Source organism: Pseudorhodoferax soli (genome assembly GCF_003337555.1).
GTDB lineage: Bacteria > Pseudomonadota > Gammaproteobacteria > Burkholderiales > Burkholderiaceae_C > Pseudorhodoferax > Pseudorhodoferax soli.
Genome location: NZ_QPJK01000012.1, coordinates 19,016 through 37,297, shown reverse-complemented (window position 1 = coordinate 37,297; position 18,282 = coordinate 19,016). Strand labels below are relative to the sequence as shown.

Sequence of the window (18,282 nt, the reverse complement as noted above, 5' to 3'; positions counted from 1 at the left end):
TGCGTCTCCTGGTGTGTGTGAAATAAGCGGCTTCGCCATGGGCTGACGGGAGCCTGACGGCGTGGCTATGATGCGCCGCCCTCCTGTCAGTTGGCTGTCCGCCAGCCTGGGGTAAACACCGAGAACCATGAAGCTGCTGCTCGTCGAAGACGATCCCGCGATGCAGGCCACGCTGCAGCGTGCGCTGGGCCGCAGGCAGATCGACGTGCGCGTCTGCGGCGACGGTGCCGCGGCCCTGGCGCAATGGCAGGCATTGGCCCCCGACGTGGTGGCGCTGGACCTGAGCCTGCCCGGCCGGGACGGCCTGCAGGTGCTGGCCGACGCGCGCGCCGCCGGCCTGCGCACGCCCGTGCTGCTGCTGACCGCGCGCGGCACCGTGGGCGACCGGGTGCTGGGCCTGAATGCCGGAGCCGACGACTACCTGCCCAAGCCCTTCGACCTGGACGAACTGGAAGCGCGGCTGCGCGCGCTGCGCCGCCGTCTGGGCGGTGTGGACGATCCCGTGCCCGAGGTCGGCGCGTTGCGGCTGGACCCGGCCAGCGGCGCGGTCTACCTGCGCGGCGAGGTGCTGGAACTCACCCCCCGCGAGGCCGCGTTGCTGCGCGCGCTGATGGCCCGGCCCGGCCATGCCGTGGCCAAGGAGCGGCTGTTAGCACTGGTGTTCCCGGGCGAAGCCGAGGTGCAGGCCGAGGCCATCGAGGTGGTGGCCTACCGGCTGCGCAAGAAGCTGGCCGGCAGCGGTGCGAACCTGGTCACGCTGCGCGGCCTGGGCTATCTGCTCAAGCCCGATTGATGTCCCGCACCTCCCTGCGCTTTCGGCTGCTGCTGGGCTTGCTGGTGCCGCTGACGCTGTTCATCGTGCTCAACAGCATCAGCGTCTACCGCCAGGCGCTGGCCGCTGCCACCACCGCCTATGACCGCACCTTGCTGGCATCGGCCAAGACCATCGGCGAGCAGCTCGACGTGCAGGGCTACGACGATCTGGCCGAACTGCGCGCCACCGTGCCGTTCTCGGCGCTGGAAGCCTTCGAGGCCGACAACCAGAGCCGCATGTACTACCGCGTCTCGCGCCGCGACGGCGAGATGATTTCCGGCTTTGCCGAGCTGCCGTTCTGGCGCGGCCAACTGCCGGCGCGCCCGCCCTATGCGGCGCTGGTGGACTTCTACGACGACCGCTTCCGCAACCTGCCCGTGCGCGTGGCCGTGCTGCTGCAGCCCGTGGCCAGCGAGCGCGGGCGCGGCATGGCCGTGGTGCAGGTGGCCGAGACGCTGGAGCTGCGTGAATCGCTCGCGCGCCGGCTGCTGCAGGACATGCTCTGGCGCCAGTTGCTGCTGCTGGCCGTAGTGGCGGCCGCCACCGTGTTCGTGGTGCAGCGCGCTACGCGGCCCGTGCGGGCGCTGGGCCAGGCCATCCAGGCGCGCGCGGCCGACGACCTCTCGCCGATCCAGGCGCCCGATGCCCCGCGCGAGCTGGCGCCGCTCCTCGACGCCATGACCGACGTCATGGGCCGGCTGCAGCGCCTGCTGGACCACCAGAAGCGCTTCGTGCGCGATGCGGCCCATCAGCTGCGCACGCCGTTGGCGGTGCTCAAGACCCAGGTGCAGTCGGCCCGGCGCGGCGACGCGCCAGCGCCGCAGGCCCTCGCCGAGATCGGCGCCACCGTGGAGCGCGCCACCGTGCTGGCGAACCAGATGCTGTCGCTGGCCAAGGTCGAACAGCTGCGCCAGCGGCCCGAGTTCGAGCGCATCGACCTGGCCGAGGCCGTGCGCGATGTGGCGCTGGACGTCTCGCCGCTGCTGGCCGACAAGGATCTGGATTTCGCGCTCGAGGTGGAGCCCACGCTCGTGCGGGCACACCGCTGGATGCTGCAGGAACTCACGCGCAACCTGCTGCACAACGCCATCCGGCTGAGCCCGCCCGGGGCTGCACTGCTGGTGCAGGTGCGGCCGCAGGCCGGCTCGGCGCTGCTGCGTGTGGTCGACGGCGGCCCCGGCATCTCGGCCGAATTGCGCCAGCGATTGTTCACGCCCTTCGCTGCGGGCGACGTGGCGCGCGGTTCGGGACTCGGCCTGGCGATCTGCCGCGAGATCGTGCAGACGCTGGATGGCGAGATCGCCCTGGACAACCGCCTCGCCGCGGACGGTCAGGTGCTGGGCCTCGACGCCGTGGTGCGCCTGCCGCAGGCAGCTGCGTAGACATGCAGCCTGGGTGCCGGGCCCGGGGCCGCAGGCGGGTTCAGGCGCGGGCCGTGGCGATGGCGCGCAGCCGGTCGCGGCCCTCTGCGTCCTGCGGCAGGAACGCCATGCCGATGCGGAAGTCACCCGGCGCCGTATAGGACGAGTACACCGCCTTCACCTCGAGCTTGAACCCGTCTTCGTCGGGCCTGGGGCGCAGCAGCAAGGTGCAGCGCGAGCCCGGCGTGATCGGCCGGTCGGTGGACAGGGAGAGGCCCTCGGCGCTGAGATCCACGGTCGTGCCGCGGCGTTCGTTGCCGCCGGAGACCAGGATGGTGACCGGCCAGCGCAGCGCATTGCGGGGCTGGAGCCGGCGGCTGGGCTGGCCCGCGAAGGGGCCGGACAGGATGGACGATGGGCGGTGTTCTTGCATTGCGGCGGCAGGGCGGCCCCGTCGACACGCCAGCGCGTGGCCGTGGGCGGTCCGTCCTGGGGCGGCATTATGCGGCGCGGCGGCGCGGCTGTTAAGCCAGGGCCGGCCGGTGGTACAAGACGCGCGCAACGAATTCCATTGGAGACCCCTATGCCCCGCTTCGCCGCCAACCTCAGCATGATGTACAACGAGCACGACTTCCTGGACCGCTTCTCGGCGGCGGCGCGGGACGGCTTTCGCGGCGTCGAGTTCCTGTTCCCTTACGCGTTCGCGGCCGACGAGATCGCCGCCCGGCTGCAGGAGGCCGGCCTGTCGCAGGTGCTGTTCAACGCGCCGCCCGGCGACTTCGAGGCGGGCGAACGCGGCATCGCCGCATTGCCGGGCCGCGAGCAGGAGTTCCGCAGCGGCTTCGCGCGCGCGCTGGCCTATGCCGAGGCGCTGCAATGCCCGCGCCTGCATGTGATGGCGGGACTGGTGGCACCGGACGCAGACCGCGCACGCATGCACGACACCTACTGCGCCAACCTGTCCTGGGCCGCCGGCGAGGCGCACGCGGCCGGCCGCACGGTGCTGATCGAGCCCATCAACGGCCGCGACATGCCGGGCTACTTCCTGCAGCGCCAGGACCAGGCGCATGCCGTTGTGGAGGCGGTGGGGGGCGCGGGCCTGGCCGTGCAGATGGACCTGTACCACTGCCAGATCGTCGAAGGCGACCTGGAGGCCAAGCTGCGCCGCTACCTGCCGACCGGACACGTCGGCCACATCCAGATCGCCGGCGTGCCGGCGCGCCACGAACCCGACACTGGCGAGCTGAACTACCCACACCTCTTCGGCGTGCTGGATGCACTGGACTACACGGGTTGGGTCGGATGCGAGTACCGCCCGGCTGCCGGCACCAGCGCGGGCCTGGGCTGGCTGCGCGACTTGGGCCAAGCCGGGTAGCAGTTCACACATCCCCCACTTCAAGCCGGCGCACGGCTTGTGCATGGTGCATGCGGTGCATACATTCCGTTTGATGTAACAACATGAAACTGGAGTGGATGCCATGGCTTTGTCAGCAGCGCTTTGTGGGGACGATACCGCGCAGAAACGTCCCTCCTGGGTGGCAGAGAGGCGCCGCCCGCGTGTCCTGCTGGCCTGGGAGCACGGCCGCAATTTCGGGCGCCTGTCGCGGCTGTTGGCGGTCGCGCGCATGGTGGAACAGCAAGGCGGCGAGCCGGTCTGGGTGGTGCCGAGCAGCCAGCGCAATGCGCCGGCGCTGGCGGCACTGTCGCAGCGCCGGGAGGAGGCACCGGTGCTGGAGCAGCAAACCTTCGGCCCGGACTTCCGCGCCGACTCCTTCGCCGATGTGCTGCTCGCCAGTGGCTTCGGCGATGCCGACCGGTTGTTGGCCGCCGTCGACGGCTGGGCACGCATCATCGATGTGCTGGCACCCGAATGCGTGGTGCTGGACTATGCGCCGGCCGCGCAACTCACCAGCCAACTGCTGGGCCTGCCCGCCTTCCAGCTGACCAATGGTTTCGACGCTCCGCCGCCCGATTGCCCGCCCTATGCGGGCGTGCGCGCCACATCGCCGCTGGGTCAGCGCACGGCGGAGCGCGTGGAGCGTCTGTCAGCGACCATCGCCCAGGTCGGGCAGCGCTTCGGTGGCCCGCACGCCAGTTCGCTGCCGCTGATCCTGGGCCACCCGCGCCGGGTGTTCGAGTGCATCCCCGAAACCGACCCCTACGGCCCGCGCCACGAGGGCCTGTGGGTGGGCCCCTTGGCCAGCCACCACGAGACCGTCGATGCGCCGTGGCCGGAAAGCTGGCAGCGCCGCCGCGTGTTCGCGCACCTGCGCAATGGGGCTGGCGCGACGGCGCTGCTGGACGAGTTGCAACTGTCCGACGCGGTCACGCTGTGCGTCTGGCGCGACGCGCCGGACGAGGTGCTGGCGCGTTACCGCCACACGTCGGTGCGCGTGCTGCGCCAGCCTTTGCACCTGGGCCGCGTGCTGGCCGCGGCCGACGCCGTCATCAACCAGGGCTCGACCGCACTGGTCAGCCATTGCCTGCTGGCCGGCAAGCCACAGTTGATCCTGCCGGCCGATTTCGAGAAGCTCAAGGTGGCGCAGCGCGTGGCCGCATGCGGCGCCGCGGCGCTGTGGAATCCGGCCGAATGCAATGCGCGCGAGGCACTGCGGCGCTTGCTGCACGCGCCTGCGCTGGGCGAGGCCGCGCGGACCATTGCCGCGCGTTACGCGCCCGACTGGTTCGAGGCGAACCGCAACCGCTTCGCACGCGACCTGATCGGCCGCGTGACGGTCTAGACCATCAGCGGATCGACATCGATGGCCCAGCGCAGCACGCCTTCGATGCCGCCATCGCGCCGCGTGCTGTGCAGCACCGCTTGCCAGGCCGCGAGGAACTGCTGCAGCGCGCCGCGCGAGGCGCTTTCCACCAGCATCTGCGCACGCTCCACATTGGCCACGCGCTGGATCGCGGTGGGCACGGCCGGGTACACCACGATCTGGTCGGCGCCCGGCAGCTCCGATGCCGTGCTGGCGGCCTGCGTCAAAAACGCCTGGGCGGCCTGCTGCGTGCGCGCATCGGCACGCACCAGGGCCTGGAAGCTGAAGGGCGGCATGCAGGCCTGCATGCGCTCTGCCAGCTGGTCGTTCGCGAACGCCGGATAGTCGTGCCGGCGCAGCGCCGCGAACAGCGCGTGCTGCGGGTGGGCGGTCTGGATCCACATCTCGCTCACCGCACCCTGGCTGGCGTCGCGGCCGGCCCGTCCGGCCGCTTGCATGAGCAGCGCGAACAGGCGCTCGGGCGCGCGGAAGTCGCTGGAGAACAGCGCGCCGTCCGGATTCACGGCCGCCACCAGGGTGATGCGGCGAAAGTCGTGGCCCTTGGCGATCATCTGCGTCCCGACCAGCACGTCGACAGCGCCGGCATGCACCTGGGCCAGCTGCTCCTCTAGCGCGCCCTTGTGGCGGGTGCTGTCGGCGTCGATGCGCAGCACGCGCACGCGCCGATCCTCGCCTTCGGCGCCAGGGCGTTCGATGCCTTCGAACAGCTGCGCGAGGTGCTCCTCCAGCCGCTCGGTGCCACGGCCTACCGGCGCCAGGTCCACGTCGCCGCATTCGGGGCAGGCGCGCGGCACACGCTCGGCGAAGCCACAGTGGTGGCAGCGCAACGACCGGTCGATCTTGTGGAACACGCGGTAAGCGCTGCAGTGCGGGCATGCGCTCTTCCACTCGCAGCTGCCGCAGGCCAGCACAGGCGCATAGCCGCGCCGGTTCAGCAGCAGCATGGCCTGCTCGCCACGCGCGATGCGCGCGCCGATGGCGGCCATCAGCTGCGGGGCCAGCTGGGTGTTGCGCGGCTGCTGGCCCATGTCCACCAGGCGCACCGCCGGCAGCCGGCCGGCGCCCACGCGGCTGGGCATGGCGAGGCGCTGGTACTTGCCGCCTTCGGCCGCCGGGCGGCTGTGGTGCCAGCTTTCCAGGGAAGGGGTGGCTGAACCCAGGAGCACACGGCAGGGCTGGCCGCTGTGCCGGCTCTCGAGCCGGCCGCGGTAGATGGCCAGGTCGCGTGCCGAGTAGCGTGCACCTTCCTGCTGCTTGTAACTGGGGTCGTGTTCCTCGTCGACGACGATCAGGCGCAATCCCGGCATCGAGGCGAACACCGCCATGCGCGTGCCGAGCACGATGCGGGCGCTGCCCTGGTGGGCCGCCAGCCAGCTGGCCAGGCGCTGCGCGGGCGTCATGCCGCTGTGCATGGACACCAGGGCGTGCCGCCCGAACGCGGGCGCGAACCGTGCGACGAAGCGCTCTTCCAGCTGCGGCGTGAGGTTGATCTCGGGCACCATGACCAGGGCCTGCCCGTGCGGATCGGCCGCCAGGGCTTCCTGCACGGCGCGCAGGTACACCTCGGTCTTGCCGCTGCCGGTGCTCCCGTACAGCAGGAAGGGGCCTTCTTCAGACCGGATGCGCGACAAGGCCTGCTTCTGTTCTTCGGTGGGCTGCGGCGGCGGCGCTTCGGCTTCGGTGGCGGCCTCGGCCTTGCGGCTCTTGCGCTGGAGACGGCGCTGCCATTGCGCAGCGTCCAGTTCACGCAGCTGCGGTGGCAGGGCGGCGAGCGCCACCTCGCCCAGCGCACGCTGGTAGTAGCCGGCGGCAAAGCCCACCAAGTGGCGCCATGCCGCGTCCAGCGGCGCGATGCCTTCGAGCACGCTGGCCACGGGTTTCAACTGGGCACCGTCCGGCTGCGGCGCAGCGTCCCAGACCACACCGAGGGTTTCGCGCCGCCCCAGCGGCACGCGCACCAGCGTGCCGGGTGCCAGCGCCTGCTCGCTGCTGTAGCTCAGCGGGCCGGCCAGCGCGCTGTGCGCCGGCAGTTGCACGACCACGGAAACGGTGAAAAGCATGCTAGACGCGCACTACCCGGGGTTGTTGATGTGAACTCAAGGTTATGCCCTTAAGTTGTTGATTCAGAAGTCGTTTGAAAGTCATCCCCGGAATCTGTGGATAACTTTGTTGATAGCCTGCTCGCGGCTTTCGCAATCCCTTGCCCATCAAGGCGTCCCGGTCCATTGCCCGCAAACCAAGCAAAACACGAAGCCGTTTAAAATCAACGACTTAGAAGCGTGCGGCGCCGGCACCGACCCGGTACCTGCCGCGGCAAGCTGTGCAGCCCCGCTTCACCGTTTTTGTGCATAAGTGGAGCAGGTGCAAACTCTTTCACAGCCGGCGCCGTGTATGCAAACCCTGGGAAATGTGTCAGCGGCGCAGCTCGCGCGAGTGGCTGTGGACTGCTTCCACCAGCGCCGTCACGTGCTCGGGCGGCGTGTGCTGGTTGATGCCGTGGCCCAGGTTGAAGATCTGCGTCGGCCCTTGGCCCGGCCCCTGGTGCGGCGTGCCGAAGCTGTCCAGCACGCGGCGGGCCTCGGCGGCCACGGCCTGCGGCGGCGCGAACAGCACGTTGGGGTCGAGGTTTCCCTGCAGCGCCTTGCGGTCGCCAGCGCGCGCGCGCGCCTGGCCCATGTTCACGGTCCAGTCCAGGCCCAGCACCTCGCAATCGAGCTCCGCCATCTGGTCCAGCCAGATGCCGCCGCCCTTGGTGAACACGATGCGCGGGATGGTCTGGCCGTCGTGCGTGGTCTTGAGCTGGCCCAGCACCTGCTGCGTGTAGGCCAGGCTGAACTCCTGGAACGCGCCGTCTGCCAGCACGCCGCCCCAGCTGTCGAACAGCATCACGGCCTGGGCACCGGCCTCGATCTGGGCGTTCAGGTAGGCGGCCACGGCTGTGGCGTTGATCTGCAGCATGCGGTGCATGAGGTCGGGCCGTCCGTACAGCATGCTTTTGACCAGGCGGTAGTCGTCCGAGCCCTGGCCTTCCACCATGTAGCAGGCCAGCGTCCAGGGGCTGCCCGAGAAGCCGATCAGCGGCACGCGGCCGTTCAACGCGCGGCGGATGGACGTGACCGCATCGAACACGTAGCGCAGCTTGTCCATGTCCGGCACGGCCAGTTTCGCCACGGCGGCCTCGTCGTGCACCGGTGTGGCGAAGCGCGGGCCTTCGCCCAGCGCGAATGACAGGCCCAGGCCCATGGCGTCGGGCACGGTCAGGATGTCGCTGAACAGGATGGCCGCGTCCAGCGGATAACGCTCCAGCGGCTGCAGCGTGACCTCGGTCGCGTAGTCCGGGTTGGTGGCCAGCCCCATGAAGCTGCCGGCCCTGGCGCGGGTTGCGCGGTATTCGGGCAGGTAGCGGCCCGCCTGGCGCATCAGCCAGATCGGCGTGTGGTCGGTGGCCTGGCGCAGGCAGGCGCGCAGGAACGTATCGTTCTGGAGCGGGGCAAACATGGGGCGGGATTGTCGCCCACCGCTCTCGGGGCCTCAGCGCACGGGAAGAAACTGGAAGAATTGGCCGCCCAACAGGCTTTGCACGTAGCCGATGGCGGCCCGCCGCAGCTTCTCGGTCAGGTAGGCGGCCAGCAGGTCGAGCCGGCCGATGATCTTGCCGAACTCGCGCTCGAAGCTCAGGTTGCGCTCGTTGGCATTGATCTCGTCGGCCAGCAGCAAGGGCTGGCCCAGCGTATTGCGGCGGGTGGCCAGCAACCAGGCGGCGGCCTCGATGTTGCGCGCGGCGTTGTGCAGCAGCTGCGGCTCCAGGCCGTCCAGCAGGTTGAAGCTGGTCTTGCCGCCGTGGGCCGTGATCAGCATGTCGGCCGTGGCGTAGACGAAGGCGTTCACGCGGTCGCCCACGAAGTCGGGCTGCAGCGCCAGCGCCATGGCGGCGATGTCGCGCTTGCCCTGCAGCGAGGCGGGGGGCTGGGCCAGGCGGATCGCCGCAGCCAGGTTGTCGAGTGCGGCTTCGCGGCCGGCCTGGCCACTGCGCCGCCATTCGGCGGGGTTGCGCCGGTACAGCTTGTCGGCCAGCAGCATCAGGCTGGCCAGGTTGTCGCGCATGGCCAGCGTGGCCATGCGGTTGGTGTCCGACTGCACGGCCTCGCCGGCCGAGGCCGGCTCGCCGCGCGCGGTGCCGCGCGTCTGCGGGGGACTGGTGCACGCTGCAGCGCCCAGCGGCAGGGCCAGCAGCAGCAGGCGGCGTTGCATGGTTTCAGCCGAAGTGATCGAAGGAGCCGAAGCGCTGCTCCAACGGCTGTCCTTGGGCATCGACGACCCGCACGCCGGGCTCGGCGGTGGTGCTGCCGATGCGCGTGACCTGCACCTGCGCGTGGGCGACCGCGCCCTTCACCTGGCCGCGCGCCGACGGCGGCGCCGTGAACGCCAGCTCGTAATCGTCGCCACCGGCCAGCGCGAAGTCCAGGCGCTGGGCCGGCGAGAGCGGGGCGTCGGCGCAGCCCATCAGGCGCTGCGCCGCGGCTGCCTCGATGCGCGCCCCCAGGCCCGAGGCCTTGAGCACATGGCCGAGGTCGCCGAGCAGCCCGTCGCTGACGTCCACGGCTGCCGTGGCCACACCGCGCAACGCCAGGCCCAGCGCCACGCGGGGCGTGGGCTGCTCCATGCGCGCCCGCGCCTGCGTGAACACCTCCTGCGGCATCGCCAGTTGTCCGCGGAACACCTCGAGCGCGAGCCGCGCATCGCCGACCGTGCCGCTCACGTAGATGTCGTCGCCGGCCTGCGCGCCCGAGCGCAGCAGGGCCTGGCCGCGCGGCACCTCGCCGAACACGGTGATGCAGATGTTCAGCGGGCCGCGCGTGGTGTCGCCGCCCACGAGTTCGCAGCCGTGCGCATCGGCCAGCGCGAGCAGGCCTTCGGAGAACGGGCCCAGCCAGGCCGCATCGGCCGAAGGCAGCGCCAGTGCCAGCGTGAAGGCCAGCGGCTTGGCACCGCAGGCCGCCAGATCCGACAGGTTCACGGCCAGCGCCTTGTGGCCCAGCGCGCGCGGGTCGACGGTGGACAGAAAGTGCCGGCCCTCGACCAGCATGTCGCTGGAGACGGCCAGATGCATGCCGGGTGCGGGCTGCAGCAGCGCGCAGTCGTCCCCCACACCCAGCGCGGCGCGGCGCACGGGGCGCTTGAAGAAGCGCTCGATGAGGTCGAACTCGCCCATCTCAAGCTTCCCGGAAGCGGCCGGCGGCCTGGCGCACGACTTCGGCCAGCAGCCGCTCCTCGCCTTGCCGCTCGCGCAGCCAGCGTGCGTCGTTGCGGCTGGCCTGCACGTCGGCGCGCAGCAGCGCCAGGCCGTTCTCTGCCCCGAGTTCGCGCGCATGCGGCGCGATGCGGTCCATGGTGGCCAGGATGTGCTCGCGCAGTGCCATGTGCTCGCCCGTGGCCGGGTCGACATAGACCGCGTCCAGCCCGAAGCGGCACGCCTGGAAGCGGTTGTAGGTGTAGACCAGGTAGTCGTCGTCCGTCGGCATGAACGGCTTGTCGTGCATGCACCAGGCGGCCAGGCTCTGCACGTAGGCGGCCAGCGCGGCGGCGCGCTGCACCGTCAGCGGCGTGTCGAACACGCGGATCTCGATCGTGCCGTACTCGGGCTTGGGGCGGATGTCCCAGTAGAAATCCTTCATGCTCCTGACCACGCCGGTGCGGGTCATCTTGGTGAAGTAGTCCGCGAAGGCGTCCCAGGTCAGCGCGAACGGCGCGCGGCCCGACAGCGGGAACGCGAACACCGAGTTCAGCCGCGCCGAGTCGAAGGCCGTGTCCTGCCCCTGCACATAGGGTGAGGAGGCCGACAGCGCGATGCAATGCGGGATGTAGCGCGACATCTGGTGCAGCGTGACGAGCGCAGTGTCGGCATCGGGGCAGCCGATGTGCACGTGCTGGCCGAAGATCGTGAACTGCTTGGACAGATAGCCGTACAACGCCGAGAGCTCGCGAAAGCGCGGCTTGTCGTAGATGCGCTGCTGGTGCCACTGCTGGAAGGCGTGCGTGCCGCCGCCCAGGATGGCGATGTTGAGCTTGTCGGCGCAGGCGACGAGCGCGTCGCGCAGCTGCGTGAGCTCGTCCAGCGCCTGGCCCGCACTCGTGCACACGCCGGTGGAGATCTCGATCATGCTGGAGGTCATCTCCGGCACCACTGAGCCGGGCAACTTGCGCCCGGCCATCAGGCGCAGCATGTCCTCGGCGTAGGGGGCGAGGTCGTAGTTGTGCGTGTTGACGAGTTGCAGCTCGAGTTCCACGCCCAGCGACAGGGCGGCCGACTGGCCGAAGGGTTCCAGGCCGATGGGCTGCTGCGGTTCGTTGGCGGCTGCGCTCATTCCAATGCTCCCCGGCCGCTGTCGCCGGCCTCGCGTGCGTGGTCGCGGCCGCTCTCGCCGGCGCGCCGCAGTGCCACCGTGGCGATCACGGCGCCGACCACCTCCATCAACAGAATGCAGGGCAGGGCCACACCGGTGATGACCGCACCGTGCGCTGTGGACGCCAGCGCGAACTGCGAGGCCAGCAGCAGCGCGACGGATGACATGGGCGACATGGCGCAGCCCGTCCACAGCGCCTGCGACAGCCGCAGACCGCTGCCCGGGCTGGCCAGCACCGTGCCGAGCACCTTGGCCAGCAGGCGCACGGCCACCACACCCAGCACCAATGCCGCGCCGGCCGCAGTCCAGACCGTGCCGGCCGCCACGGTGGAGACCAGCACGAACATCAGCATGGTCAGCATCGAGGCCGCCGTGCCAAGTTGGCGTGGCCAGATCCAGGGCCGCGGGTTGAGCTGCTTGAGCAACAGGCCGGCCAGCAAGGCCGACAGCGCGGCCGAACCGCCCACGAGCGTGGCCAGCGCCGTGCTGGCCGCGATCAGCGCGAGCAGCAGCATGGAGGTGTTCTCGCTGGTCGGGCTCATCACGCGCAGTGCCGTGCGGATGGCCAGCCCCAGCAGCGCCGCCACGGCCAGCGACAGGGCCAGCAGCTTGAACAGCGGCGCGATGGTCTCCAGCACACCCGTGTTCTCGCCGGCCTCGATGAGGCCGGCCAGCGCGCTGCCGATGGTCAGCGCGTACAGCGTGGACAGCGTGGACAGTGCAATCGCGCGCTCCGTCACAGGGCCGGCCGCATGCGTGTCCATGACCACGCGCGTGAGCACGGCGGGCGAGGCCACCACCGCCACCACGGCCAGCGCCTGGGCGGCGATGGGGGCCAGGTCGAACTGGCGCAGCAGCCAGTAGACGGCGACGAAGGTCAGCACCGACTCGAGCAGCGACTGCACCAGCACCATGGGGTTGTGCTGGAACCAGCGCAGCGAGATGCGTGCGCCAGCCTCGAAGAGCACCACGGCAATCGCAATCTGGAGCAGGAACAGCGCATTGCCGGCCAGCGGCCAGGCCGCGTCGGCGAAGCCGAAGAAACCGGCGATGGCGCCGACCACCGAGTAGCCCGCCACCTTGGGCAGGCCGCTGTGGCGTTGCACCAGATAGCCGGCTGCGGCCGCGAAGGCCAGCACCAGGGACCAGGCCAGCGTGGGCAGGCTGGCGCTGGCTCCGTCAGCGTTCCAGAAGGTCAGCAGGTCCTGCATCGGATGGGGGTCTCCTTGGGGTGTCGTTGTCGGGCGTGCCCGAGGCGGCGGGCCGCACGGCGGGCAAAAAGAATTGCAGTGGCCGGTGCCGCAGCCGCGCGCGGATGGCGGCGTAGATGCGCGCGCGGTCCACGTTGCTCACGTTGTGGGCGCGTGCCGCGACGCGGAAGGCGAGGTAGAAGCTGACAGCCAGGTTCAGCGCGCCGATCAGCGGGATCGCGGCCACGCACCACCAGAAGGCTTCCTCGCGCAGCACCGCCGGGCCCAGCGCCGAGGCCGCCGCCGCCAGCTGGCCGGCCGACAGCGTCACGTGGCGCACGTCCAGGCCGACGGCGAAGAACGCCAGGAAGGCCGGCACCAGCCCGAGCATGAAACCCAGGGTGATGTTGGAGGCGAAGCCCGAGATGTTCTCGCGCATGTAGCCGGCCCAGCGGGCCGCGCGGCCGGCGCCCAGCACGCGCGTGATGCGCGGGTTGTAGCGCAGCGCCGAATCCAGCCGGTGCAGCACGAACCAGTTCTCGGCCCAGCCGCCGATGATGCTGGCCGCGAACAGCAGCACGCCCGTGAAGGCTGCGAACAGCAGCGTGGGGCCGCGCAGGTCCAGCGAGTGCAGCACGTACTGCGCGCCCTTGGCGTCCAGCATGGGGTGGCCCAGCGTGTGCAGCATCAACAGGCTGATGCCCAGCACCGTGGGCACCACCACCAGCAGGTTGCCCAGCACGGCCGCCACCTGCGAGCGCGTGAGATGGGTGATCTCGTCGACGAAGCGTGTCACCGCGTCGCCCGTCAGGTCGCGCAGCCTGGCGGCCATGGCCGGCGCCGTCATGGCCGGTTGCTTGGTGGCCAGCGTGCAATGCAGCAGCTGGATCAGTACGAAGCTCGCGGCGTAGGACACGCCGGCCCAGAAACCGCCCCAGAACGCCGACAGACCGATGGCCATGATGCCGAACTTGAGCAGCACCGTGAAGCCGGTCAGAAAGCCGCCGCCTGCGGCTTTGCGCAGCATGCGCAGGTAGGCGGGCACGTCGCGCGTGATGTAGTGCTCGCCGGTCTCGGCGCTGCGCTCGGCCACCTTGGCCGCCAGCAGCGAGGAGTTGGCCGTGACGAGGGCGCGCAGGCTCTTCTTGTCCTGCTCGGCCTGGGCCAGCCGCGCGATCAGGCGCGCGCCGCTGGCCAGCGGCTTGCCGCCCAGCAGCATGTCTAGCAGCTCGCGCACGCGCACGATGCGCTCGCGCAGCTGGCGCAGCCGGAACACCACGCCGACCGAGATGCCGTTCTCCTCCAGGTGCGCATAGACGTCGCCCACGGCCTGGCGGCAGGACTCCAGCCGCTCGCGCAGCTGCTGGGCCGCGGCGTCCACGGCCTCCTGCGAGGCGGTCTGGCGCACGGCGCGCGCGAGCTGGTCCACATCGCCCACGAGGGCGTGGAAAGCGCGGTCGCTGCGCGCCTTGGGGCCCATGCGCAGGCGCAGCTCGGGCGCGAAACCGTTGGCCTGGATCTGGCCTGCGCAGTAGGTGATGGCGTCCAGCACCACGCTTTGCCAGGGCGGCGTGCGGGGGTCCTCGGGGTCGGACAGCTGGTGCGCCAGGCGTTGCAGCAGCGGCTCGTCGAGCGCGGCCAGCCAGGCGCCGTCGATGCGGCGCGGGAACGCCAGCGAGAACAGCGCCGAGGCGTCCACGGTTTCGGGCGTGCCGGGCAGCAGCTTGCGCCGTAGCCGCTCGTTGAACTCACTGGCAAAAGCCGTGCGCGGCGCGAAGCCGTGATCGCCCAGCAGCACGGAGAAGTCCACCGTGAGCACCATGGTGCGCCACCAGGCGCGCAGGCGCGGCAGCAGTTCAGGCCGGGCTTCGAGCGCTTCGACGAGGAACTGCACGCGGCTCACGGCGGCCGCAACGGACTTGCCGTCGCCGCGCACCCAGTCGAGCACGCCGATCAGCCAGATGTGGCGGTGCGCGAGTGGCGCCGACGGGTCCAGCGCATCAAGGATGCGGTTGATGTCTTGCTGCATGGAAGGGGGGTCAATGCAGCACCCGTGCGCCGCCGTTGCCGCCCGTGTCGGCGTCGAGGATGAAGGCCGGGATCTCGACCTCGAAGCGCGTGCCGTCCTCGGCCACGCAGAAGTAGCTGCCGCGCATCGAACCCGTGGGCGTGTGCAGGCGGCAGCCGCTGGTGTATTGGAAGGATTCGCCGGGGCGCAGCAGCGGCTGCTGGCCGACCACGCCCAGGCCCTTGACCTCCTCGGTGTGGCCATGGCCGTCGGTGATGATCCAGTGGCGCGAGATGAGCTGTGCGGGCACGTCGCCGCGGTTGTGGACGGTCACCTGGTAGGCGAAGCTGTAGACCGCCTGCTCGGGGGAGGACTGGTCTGGCAGGTAGTGCGGCTGCGCCTCTGCGGTGAACTGGTACTTGGACATGGGCGGCATCCTACCTGCCCCGCTCCGCTCCGCGGCCAATACCCGGCTGGGCGAAAATACGGCCCCATGAGCCTTCCTGCCTACCGCATCGCCCCCTCCCTGCTGTCCGCCGATTTCACGCGGCTCGGCGAGGAGGTCACCAACGTCATCGCCGCTGGCGCCGACTGGATCCACTTCGACGTGATGGACAACCATTACGTGCCCAACCTGACCTTCGGCCCCATGATCTGCAAGGCGCTCAAGCCCCTGTGCAAGAAGGCCGACGGCACGCCGGTTCCGATCGACGTGCACCTCATGGTGCAGCCCGTGGACGCGCTGGCCGCCGCCTTCGCCGAGGCTGGCGCCGATCTGATCAGCTTCCACCCCGATGCGAGCACCCACGTGCACCGCAGCGTGCAGGCGATCCGCGCGGCCGGCTGCAAGGCCGGCGTGGTGTTCAACCCGGCCGCCTCGCTGGATGTGCTGGACTGGGTGCTGGAAGACCTGGACCTGGTGCTGATCATGAGCGTGAACCCGGGTTTCGGCGGCCAGGCCTTCATCGACAGCGCGCTGCGCAAGACCGAGCTTGTGCGCAAGCGCATCGACGCCATCGGCAAGGACATCCGGCTGGAGGTGGACGGCGGCATCAAGGCCGACAACATCGCGCGCGTGGCCGCGGCCGGTGCCGACACCTTCGTGGCCGGCAGCGCCATCTTCGGCCAGAAGGATTACAAGGGCGTGATCGACAGCATGCGCGCCGCGCTGGCCGGCTGACGCCGGCCGGGGCTCACAGGCCCAGGCGCTGCGACACGTAGTCGGCGTCCTTGTCGCCGCGGCCGGACAGGTTGACCAGGATGTGGTGGTCGGCCGGCAGGCCGGGTGCCGTGCGCATGGCCCAGGCCACGGCATGGGCACTCTCCAGCGCCGGGATGATGCCCTCCACGCGCGACAGCGTCATGAAGGCCTCCAGGCATTGCGCATCGCTGGCGGCCTGGTAGTCCACGCGGCCGATGTCCTTGAGGTAGCTGTGCTGCGGCCCCACGCCCGGGTAGTCCAGGCCGGAGGCGACGGAATGCACGGCGGCCGGCTCGCCGTCGGCGTTCTCCAGCACGTAGCAGGCCATGCCGTGGATGGCGCCGGGCTTGCCCATGGTCAGGGTGGCGGCATGGCGGCCGGGCTTGTCCGTGCCTTCGCCCGCGGGCTCCACGCCGACCAGGTGCACCTGGGCGTCGTCCAGGAAGGCCGTGAAGATGCCCATGGCGTTGGAGCCGCCGCCCACGCAGGCCGCCACATGGTCGGGCAGCCGGCCGTGCTTCTCCAGGAACTGCGCGCGTGCCTCGCGGCCGACGATGGACTGGAAGTCGCGCACCATCATCGGAAAGGGGTGCGGGCCCACCACCGAGCCGATCGCGTAGAGGTAGTCGGTCGGGTTGTTCAGGTACTCCTCGAAGGCGCTGTCCACGGCCTCCTTGAGCGTGGCCGCACCGCGCGTGACGGCGACCAGCTTGCAGCCCAGGATGCGCATCTTGGTGACGTTGGGGTGTTCCTTCTCGATGTCCACCTGGCCCATGTGGATCTCGCACGGGATGCCGACCAGCGCGCAGGCCGTGGCCAGCGCCACGCCGTGCTGGCCCGCGCCCGTCTCGGCGATGACCTTCTTCTTGCCCATGAAGCGCGCCAGCAGCGCCTCGCCCAGGCAGTGGTTGATCTTGTGCGCACCGGTGTGGTTCAAGTCCTCGCGCTTCAGGTGGATCTGCGCGCCACCCAGCTGCGCGGACAGCCGCCGGGCGTGGAAAATCGGGCTGGGCCGGCCGACGTAGTCGGCGAACAGGCTTGCCAGTTCCTGCTGGAAGTCCTCGCGCTGCGTGATCTGGGCATAGGCAGCGGCGATGTCGTCCATGGCCTGCTTGAGGTGCGGGGGCACGAGCTGGCCGCCGTACGGGCCGAAGTAGCCCTCGGCGTTGGGCATGGGGGCGAAGGTGGTGCTGGTCATGGTGTGTTCTGTGTCGGACAGGGTGCTTTGGGGGAGGCCCGACGTCGATTCTGGCCACCACCTGTGGCCGGCACCATGTGCAATGACCCTAGGTGCGCTTGCTGGGCGCCGTCTTCTTCGCGGTCTTTCTGGCGGGGGGCTTGCCGGCTTTGGACGCCGGCTTGCCAGCGGCCGCGGCTTCGGCCTGCGCATCCTCCAGCCAGGCCAGCGCATCGACCTGGGCCATGAAATGCCGCAGGTAGTCCGGCGCGCAGCCGCGCATGAGCTGCAGCGCCTGGTGCACCAGGTGCTCGGAGTTGAGCGGGCCGGGGTTCTCGGGTGCGTCGGCCAGCGCGTGCTTGAGGCGCTGCTCGGCATGCAGCCGGGCCCAGGTGCTGCGGAAGAACTGCAGCATGTCCGGTTCGGCCGTCTGGCCTGCGCGTGGGCCCTTGGGCGTGGCGGGCGGGCGCAGGGCCTGCACCAGGCCGGCCAGGGGGCCGGGCCCAGCGGGGCGGGGCGTGGGCGGCGGTGCAGCGGGCCGGGCCTCGGCGTGCAACACGGCCAGGCGGGCCTCCAGCAGCGCCCGCTCGGCGCCCGTGCGCGTGGCCGCGCGCCGCGCCAGCGCCGCAACGAAATGGGCGCGCAGCGGATCGGTGGCGGCGCTGGCGGGCTGTTCAGTCACGCGGCTTGGCGTCGGTGCGGGCCGGCCTGGGCGTCGGCGCGATCTCCACACGGCGGTTGCGGGCGCGGCCCTCGGCGTCGGCATTGGAAGCCACGGCCTGCTCGGAGCCGAAGGCCGCCGCGAACACGGCCGATGCGGGAATGCCTTCCTCGATCAGCGTGCGCGTGACGGTCAGCGCGCGCTGGGCCGACAGTTCCCAGTTGTCGGCGAACTGGCGGTTGCTTGCGCGCACCTGGCGGTCGTCGGTGAAGCCGCTGACCATCAGGATCTCTTCGCGCTGCTGCAGGTAGGCGGCCAGGGGGCCGGCCAGGCTTTGCAGCAGCTGGCGGCCCTCGGGCTGCAGTTCATTGGAGTTGAAGGCGAACAGCACGTTGCCGCTGATGCCGATGCGGCCGTTGTCCAGCGTCACCCGGCCGGCCGCGAGCGGGCCGGACAGCGCCTGCTCCAGCGTCTGCAGGCGCTGCGTCTGCGCCTTGCGCTGGGCGATCTCGGCCTGCAGCCGCGTGTCCAGTTCCAGCTGCATGCCGATCACGCCGACCAGGATCAGCACGAACGCGCCGAGCAAGCCGGCCATGAGGTCGGCGAAGGCGGTCCAGACCGGCGCGGCCGCGTCGTGGCCCAGGCCCTCGTCGAAGTCCTCCGCCGTCATTGGCGCCCCCTTC

At 70.6% G+C, this 18,282-nt stretch carries 17 protein-coding genes; 5 read left to right on the top strand and 12 right to left on the bottom strand.

Features of this window, described 5'->3' with window-relative positions; all coding sequences use genetic code 11:
• Positions 1–127 precede the first annotated feature (127 nt).
• Both DES41_RS32035 and DES41_RS32030 read left to right on the top strand, forming a co-directional pair.
• Positions 128–793 (top strand): response regulator transcription factor, encoded by a 666-nt coding sequence (locus DES41_RS32035; RefSeq protein WP_114471693.1) that lies wholly within the window; start codon positions 128–130, stop codon positions 791–793.
• Entirely contained in the window at positions 793–2,196 is a 1,404-nt protein-coding gene (locus DES41_RS32030; protein ID WP_114471692.1) for a sensor histidine kinase, read from the top strand. The genes DES41_RS32035 and DES41_RS32030 overlap by 1 nt, the downstream gene beginning before the upstream one ends.
• Before the next feature lie 40 nt (positions 2,197–2,236).
• Here the strand turns inward: DES41_RS32030 and DES41_RS32025 are convergent, their stop codons facing one another.
• The gene (locus DES41_RS32025; protein WP_114471691.1) at positions 2,237–2,608 is read right to left on the bottom strand and encodes a PilZ domain-containing protein; all 372 of its coding nucleotides are present in this window, start codon (positions 2,606–2,608) and stop codon (positions 2,237–2,239) included.
• Between the two features lie 150 nt (positions 2,609–2,758).
• On the opposite strand from DES41_RS32025, the gene otnI reads away from it, so the two are divergent.
• Positions 2,759–3,550 carry a 2-oxo-tetronate isomerase gene (otnI, locus tag DES41_RS32020; RefSeq protein WP_114471690.1) on the top strand — a complete coding sequence of 264 codons (792 nt, stop codon included), beginning with the start codon at positions 2,759–2,761 and terminating at the stop codon, positions 3,548–3,550.
• 160 nt (positions 3,551–3,710) lie between these two features.
• Positions 3,711–4,916, top strand: coding sequence for a glycosyltransferase (locus DES41_RS32015; protein ID WP_114471689.1), 1,206 nt, complete (start codon positions 3,711–3,713; stop codon positions 4,914–4,916).
• On the opposite strand, the gene priA is transcribed toward DES41_RS32015, so the two are convergent.
• From priA to apaG, 8 genes are all read right to left on the bottom strand, one after another.
• Positions 4,913–7,018 (bottom strand): replication restart helicase PriA, encoded by a 2,106-nt coding sequence (priA, locus tag DES41_RS32010; protein ID WP_114471688.1) that lies wholly within the window; start codon positions 7,016–7,018, stop codon positions 4,913–4,915. The two genes, DES41_RS32015 and priA, sit on opposite strands and share 4 nt — an antisense overlap.
• A gap of 352 nt (positions 7,019–7,370) precedes the next feature.
• Entirely contained in the window at positions 7,371–8,456 is a 1,086-nt protein-coding gene (gene hemE, locus DES41_RS32005) for a uroporphyrinogen decarboxylase (protein ID WP_114471687.1), read from the bottom strand.
• 33 nt (positions 8,457–8,489) lie between these two features.
• Positions 8,490–9,209, bottom strand: coding sequence for a hypothetical protein (locus DES41_RS32000; RefSeq protein WP_114471686.1), 720 nt, complete (start codon positions 9,207–9,209; stop codon positions 8,490–8,492).
• Positions 9,210–9,213: 4 nt separating this feature from the next.
• Positions 9,214–10,170, bottom strand: a complete 957-nt coding sequence (gene thiL / locus DES41_RS31995; RefSeq protein WP_114471685.1) for a thiamine-phosphate kinase — start codon at positions 10,168–10,170, stop codon at positions 9,214–9,216.
• A gap of 1 nt (position 10,171) precedes the next feature.
• On the bottom strand, positions 10,172–11,290 hold the full coding sequence (locus tag DES41_RS31990) for a YbdK family carboxylate-amine ligase (protein ID WP_245965974.1): 1,119 nt from the start codon (positions 11,288–11,290) through the stop codon (positions 10,172–10,174).
• Between the two features lie 29 nt (positions 11,291–11,319).
• On the bottom strand, positions 11,320–12,573 hold the full coding sequence (locus DES41_RS31985; RefSeq protein ID WP_114471863.1) for a cation:proton antiporter domain-containing protein: 1,254 nt from the start codon (positions 12,571–12,573) through the stop codon (positions 11,320–11,322).
• Complete coding sequence (locus tag DES41_RS31980; protein WP_114471683.1) at positions 12,542–14,581, bottom strand: site-specific recombinase; 2,040 nt, start codon at positions 14,579–14,581, stop codon at positions 12,542–12,544. The genes DES41_RS31985 and DES41_RS31980 overlap by 32 nt, the downstream gene beginning before the upstream one ends.
• 10 nt (positions 14,582–14,591) lie before the next feature.
• Positions 14,592–14,987 (bottom strand): Co2+/Mg2+ efflux protein ApaG, encoded by a 396-nt coding sequence (apaG, locus tag DES41_RS31975; protein ID WP_114471682.1) that lies wholly within the window; start codon positions 14,985–14,987, stop codon positions 14,592–14,594.
• 66 nt (positions 14,988–15,053) lie between these two features.
• Here apaG and rpe point away from each other — a divergent pair, with 66 nt between their 5' ends.
• Complete coding sequence (rpe, locus tag DES41_RS31970) at positions 15,054–15,740, top strand: ribulose-phosphate 3-epimerase (RefSeq protein WP_114471681.1); 687 nt, start codon at positions 15,054–15,056, stop codon at positions 15,738–15,740.
• Positions 15,741–15,753: 13 nt separating this feature from the next.
• Here rpe and trpB read toward each other — a convergent pair whose 3' ends face one another.
• The 3 genes from trpB to DES41_RS31955 all read right to left on the bottom strand — a co-directional run bounded on the left by trpB (position 15,754) and on the right by DES41_RS31955 (position 18,269).
• Entirely contained in the window at positions 15,754–16,959 is a 1,206-nt protein-coding gene (trpB, locus tag DES41_RS31965; RefSeq protein WP_114471680.1) for a tryptophan synthase subunit beta, read from the bottom strand.
• A gap of 88 nt (positions 16,960–17,047) precedes the next feature.
• Positions 17,048–17,620 carry a DUF2894 domain-containing protein gene (locus DES41_RS31960; protein WP_170168352.1) on the bottom strand — a complete coding sequence of 191 codons (573 nt, stop codon included), beginning with the start codon at positions 17,618–17,620 and terminating at the stop codon, positions 17,048–17,050.
• Entirely contained in the window at positions 17,613–18,269 is a 657-nt protein-coding gene (locus DES41_RS31955; RefSeq protein ID WP_114471678.1) for an OmpA family protein, read from the bottom strand. Before DES41_RS31955 ends, DES41_RS31960 begins: the two co-directional genes overlap by 8 nt.
• Positions 18,270–18,282 lie beyond the last annotated feature (13 nt).

What these genes read in the sequence shown, in the direction of transcription:
- DES41_RS32035 (WP_114471693.1), top strand. Translation starts at nt 128, where the DNA reads ATGAAGCTGCTGCTCGTCGAAGACGATCCCGCGATGCAGGCCACGCTG.
- DES41_RS32030 (WP_114471692.1), top strand. Translation starts at nt 793, where the DNA reads ATGTCCCGCACCTCCCTGCGCTTTCGGCTGCTGCTGGGCTTGCTGGTG.
- DES41_RS32025 (WP_114471691.1), bottom strand. Translation starts at nt 2,608, where the DNA reads ATGCAAGAACACCGCCCATCGTCCATCCTGTCCGGCCCCTTCGCGGGC.
- otnI (WP_114471690.1), top strand. Translation starts at nt 2,759, where the DNA reads ATGCCCCGCTTCGCCGCCAACCTCAGCATGATGTACAACGAGCACGAC.
- priA (WP_114471688.1), bottom strand. Translation starts at nt 7,018, where the DNA reads ATGCTTTTCACCGTTTCCGTGGTCGTGCAACTGCCGGCGCACAGCGCG.
- hemE (WP_114471687.1), bottom strand. Translation starts at nt 8,456, where the DNA reads ATGTTTGCCCCGCTCCAGAACGATACGTTCCTGCGCGCCTGCCTGCGC.
- DES41_RS32000 (WP_114471686.1), bottom strand. Translation starts at nt 9,209, where the DNA reads ATGCAACGCCGCCTGCTGCTGCTGGCCCTGCCGCTGGGCGCTGCAGCG.
- thiL (WP_114471685.1), bottom strand. Translation starts at nt 10,170, where the DNA reads ATGGGCGAGTTCGACCTCATCGAGCGCTTCTTCAAGCGCCCCGTGCGC.
- DES41_RS31985 (WP_114471863.1), bottom strand. Translation starts at nt 12,573, where the DNA reads ATGCAGGACCTGCTGACCTTCTGGAACGCTGACGGAGCCAGCGCCAGC.
- DES41_RS31980 (WP_114471683.1), bottom strand. Translation starts at nt 14,581, where the DNA reads ATGCAGCAAGACATCAACCGCATCCTTGATGCGCTGGACCCGTCGGCG.
- apaG (WP_114471682.1), bottom strand. Translation starts at nt 14,987, where the DNA reads ATGTCCAAGTACCAGTTCACCGCAGAGGCGCAGCCGCACTACCTGCCA.
- rpe (WP_114471681.1), top strand. Translation starts at nt 15,054, where the DNA reads ATGAGCCTTCCTGCCTACCGCATCGCCCCCTCCCTGCTGTCCGCCGAT.
- trpB (WP_114471680.1), bottom strand. Translation starts at nt 16,959, where the DNA reads ATGACCAGCACCACCTTCGCCCCCATGCCCAACGCCGAGGGCTACTTC.
- DES41_RS31955 (WP_114471678.1), bottom strand. Translation starts at nt 18,269, where the DNA reads ATGACGGCGGAGGACTTCGACGAGGGCCTGGGCCACGACGCGGCCGCG.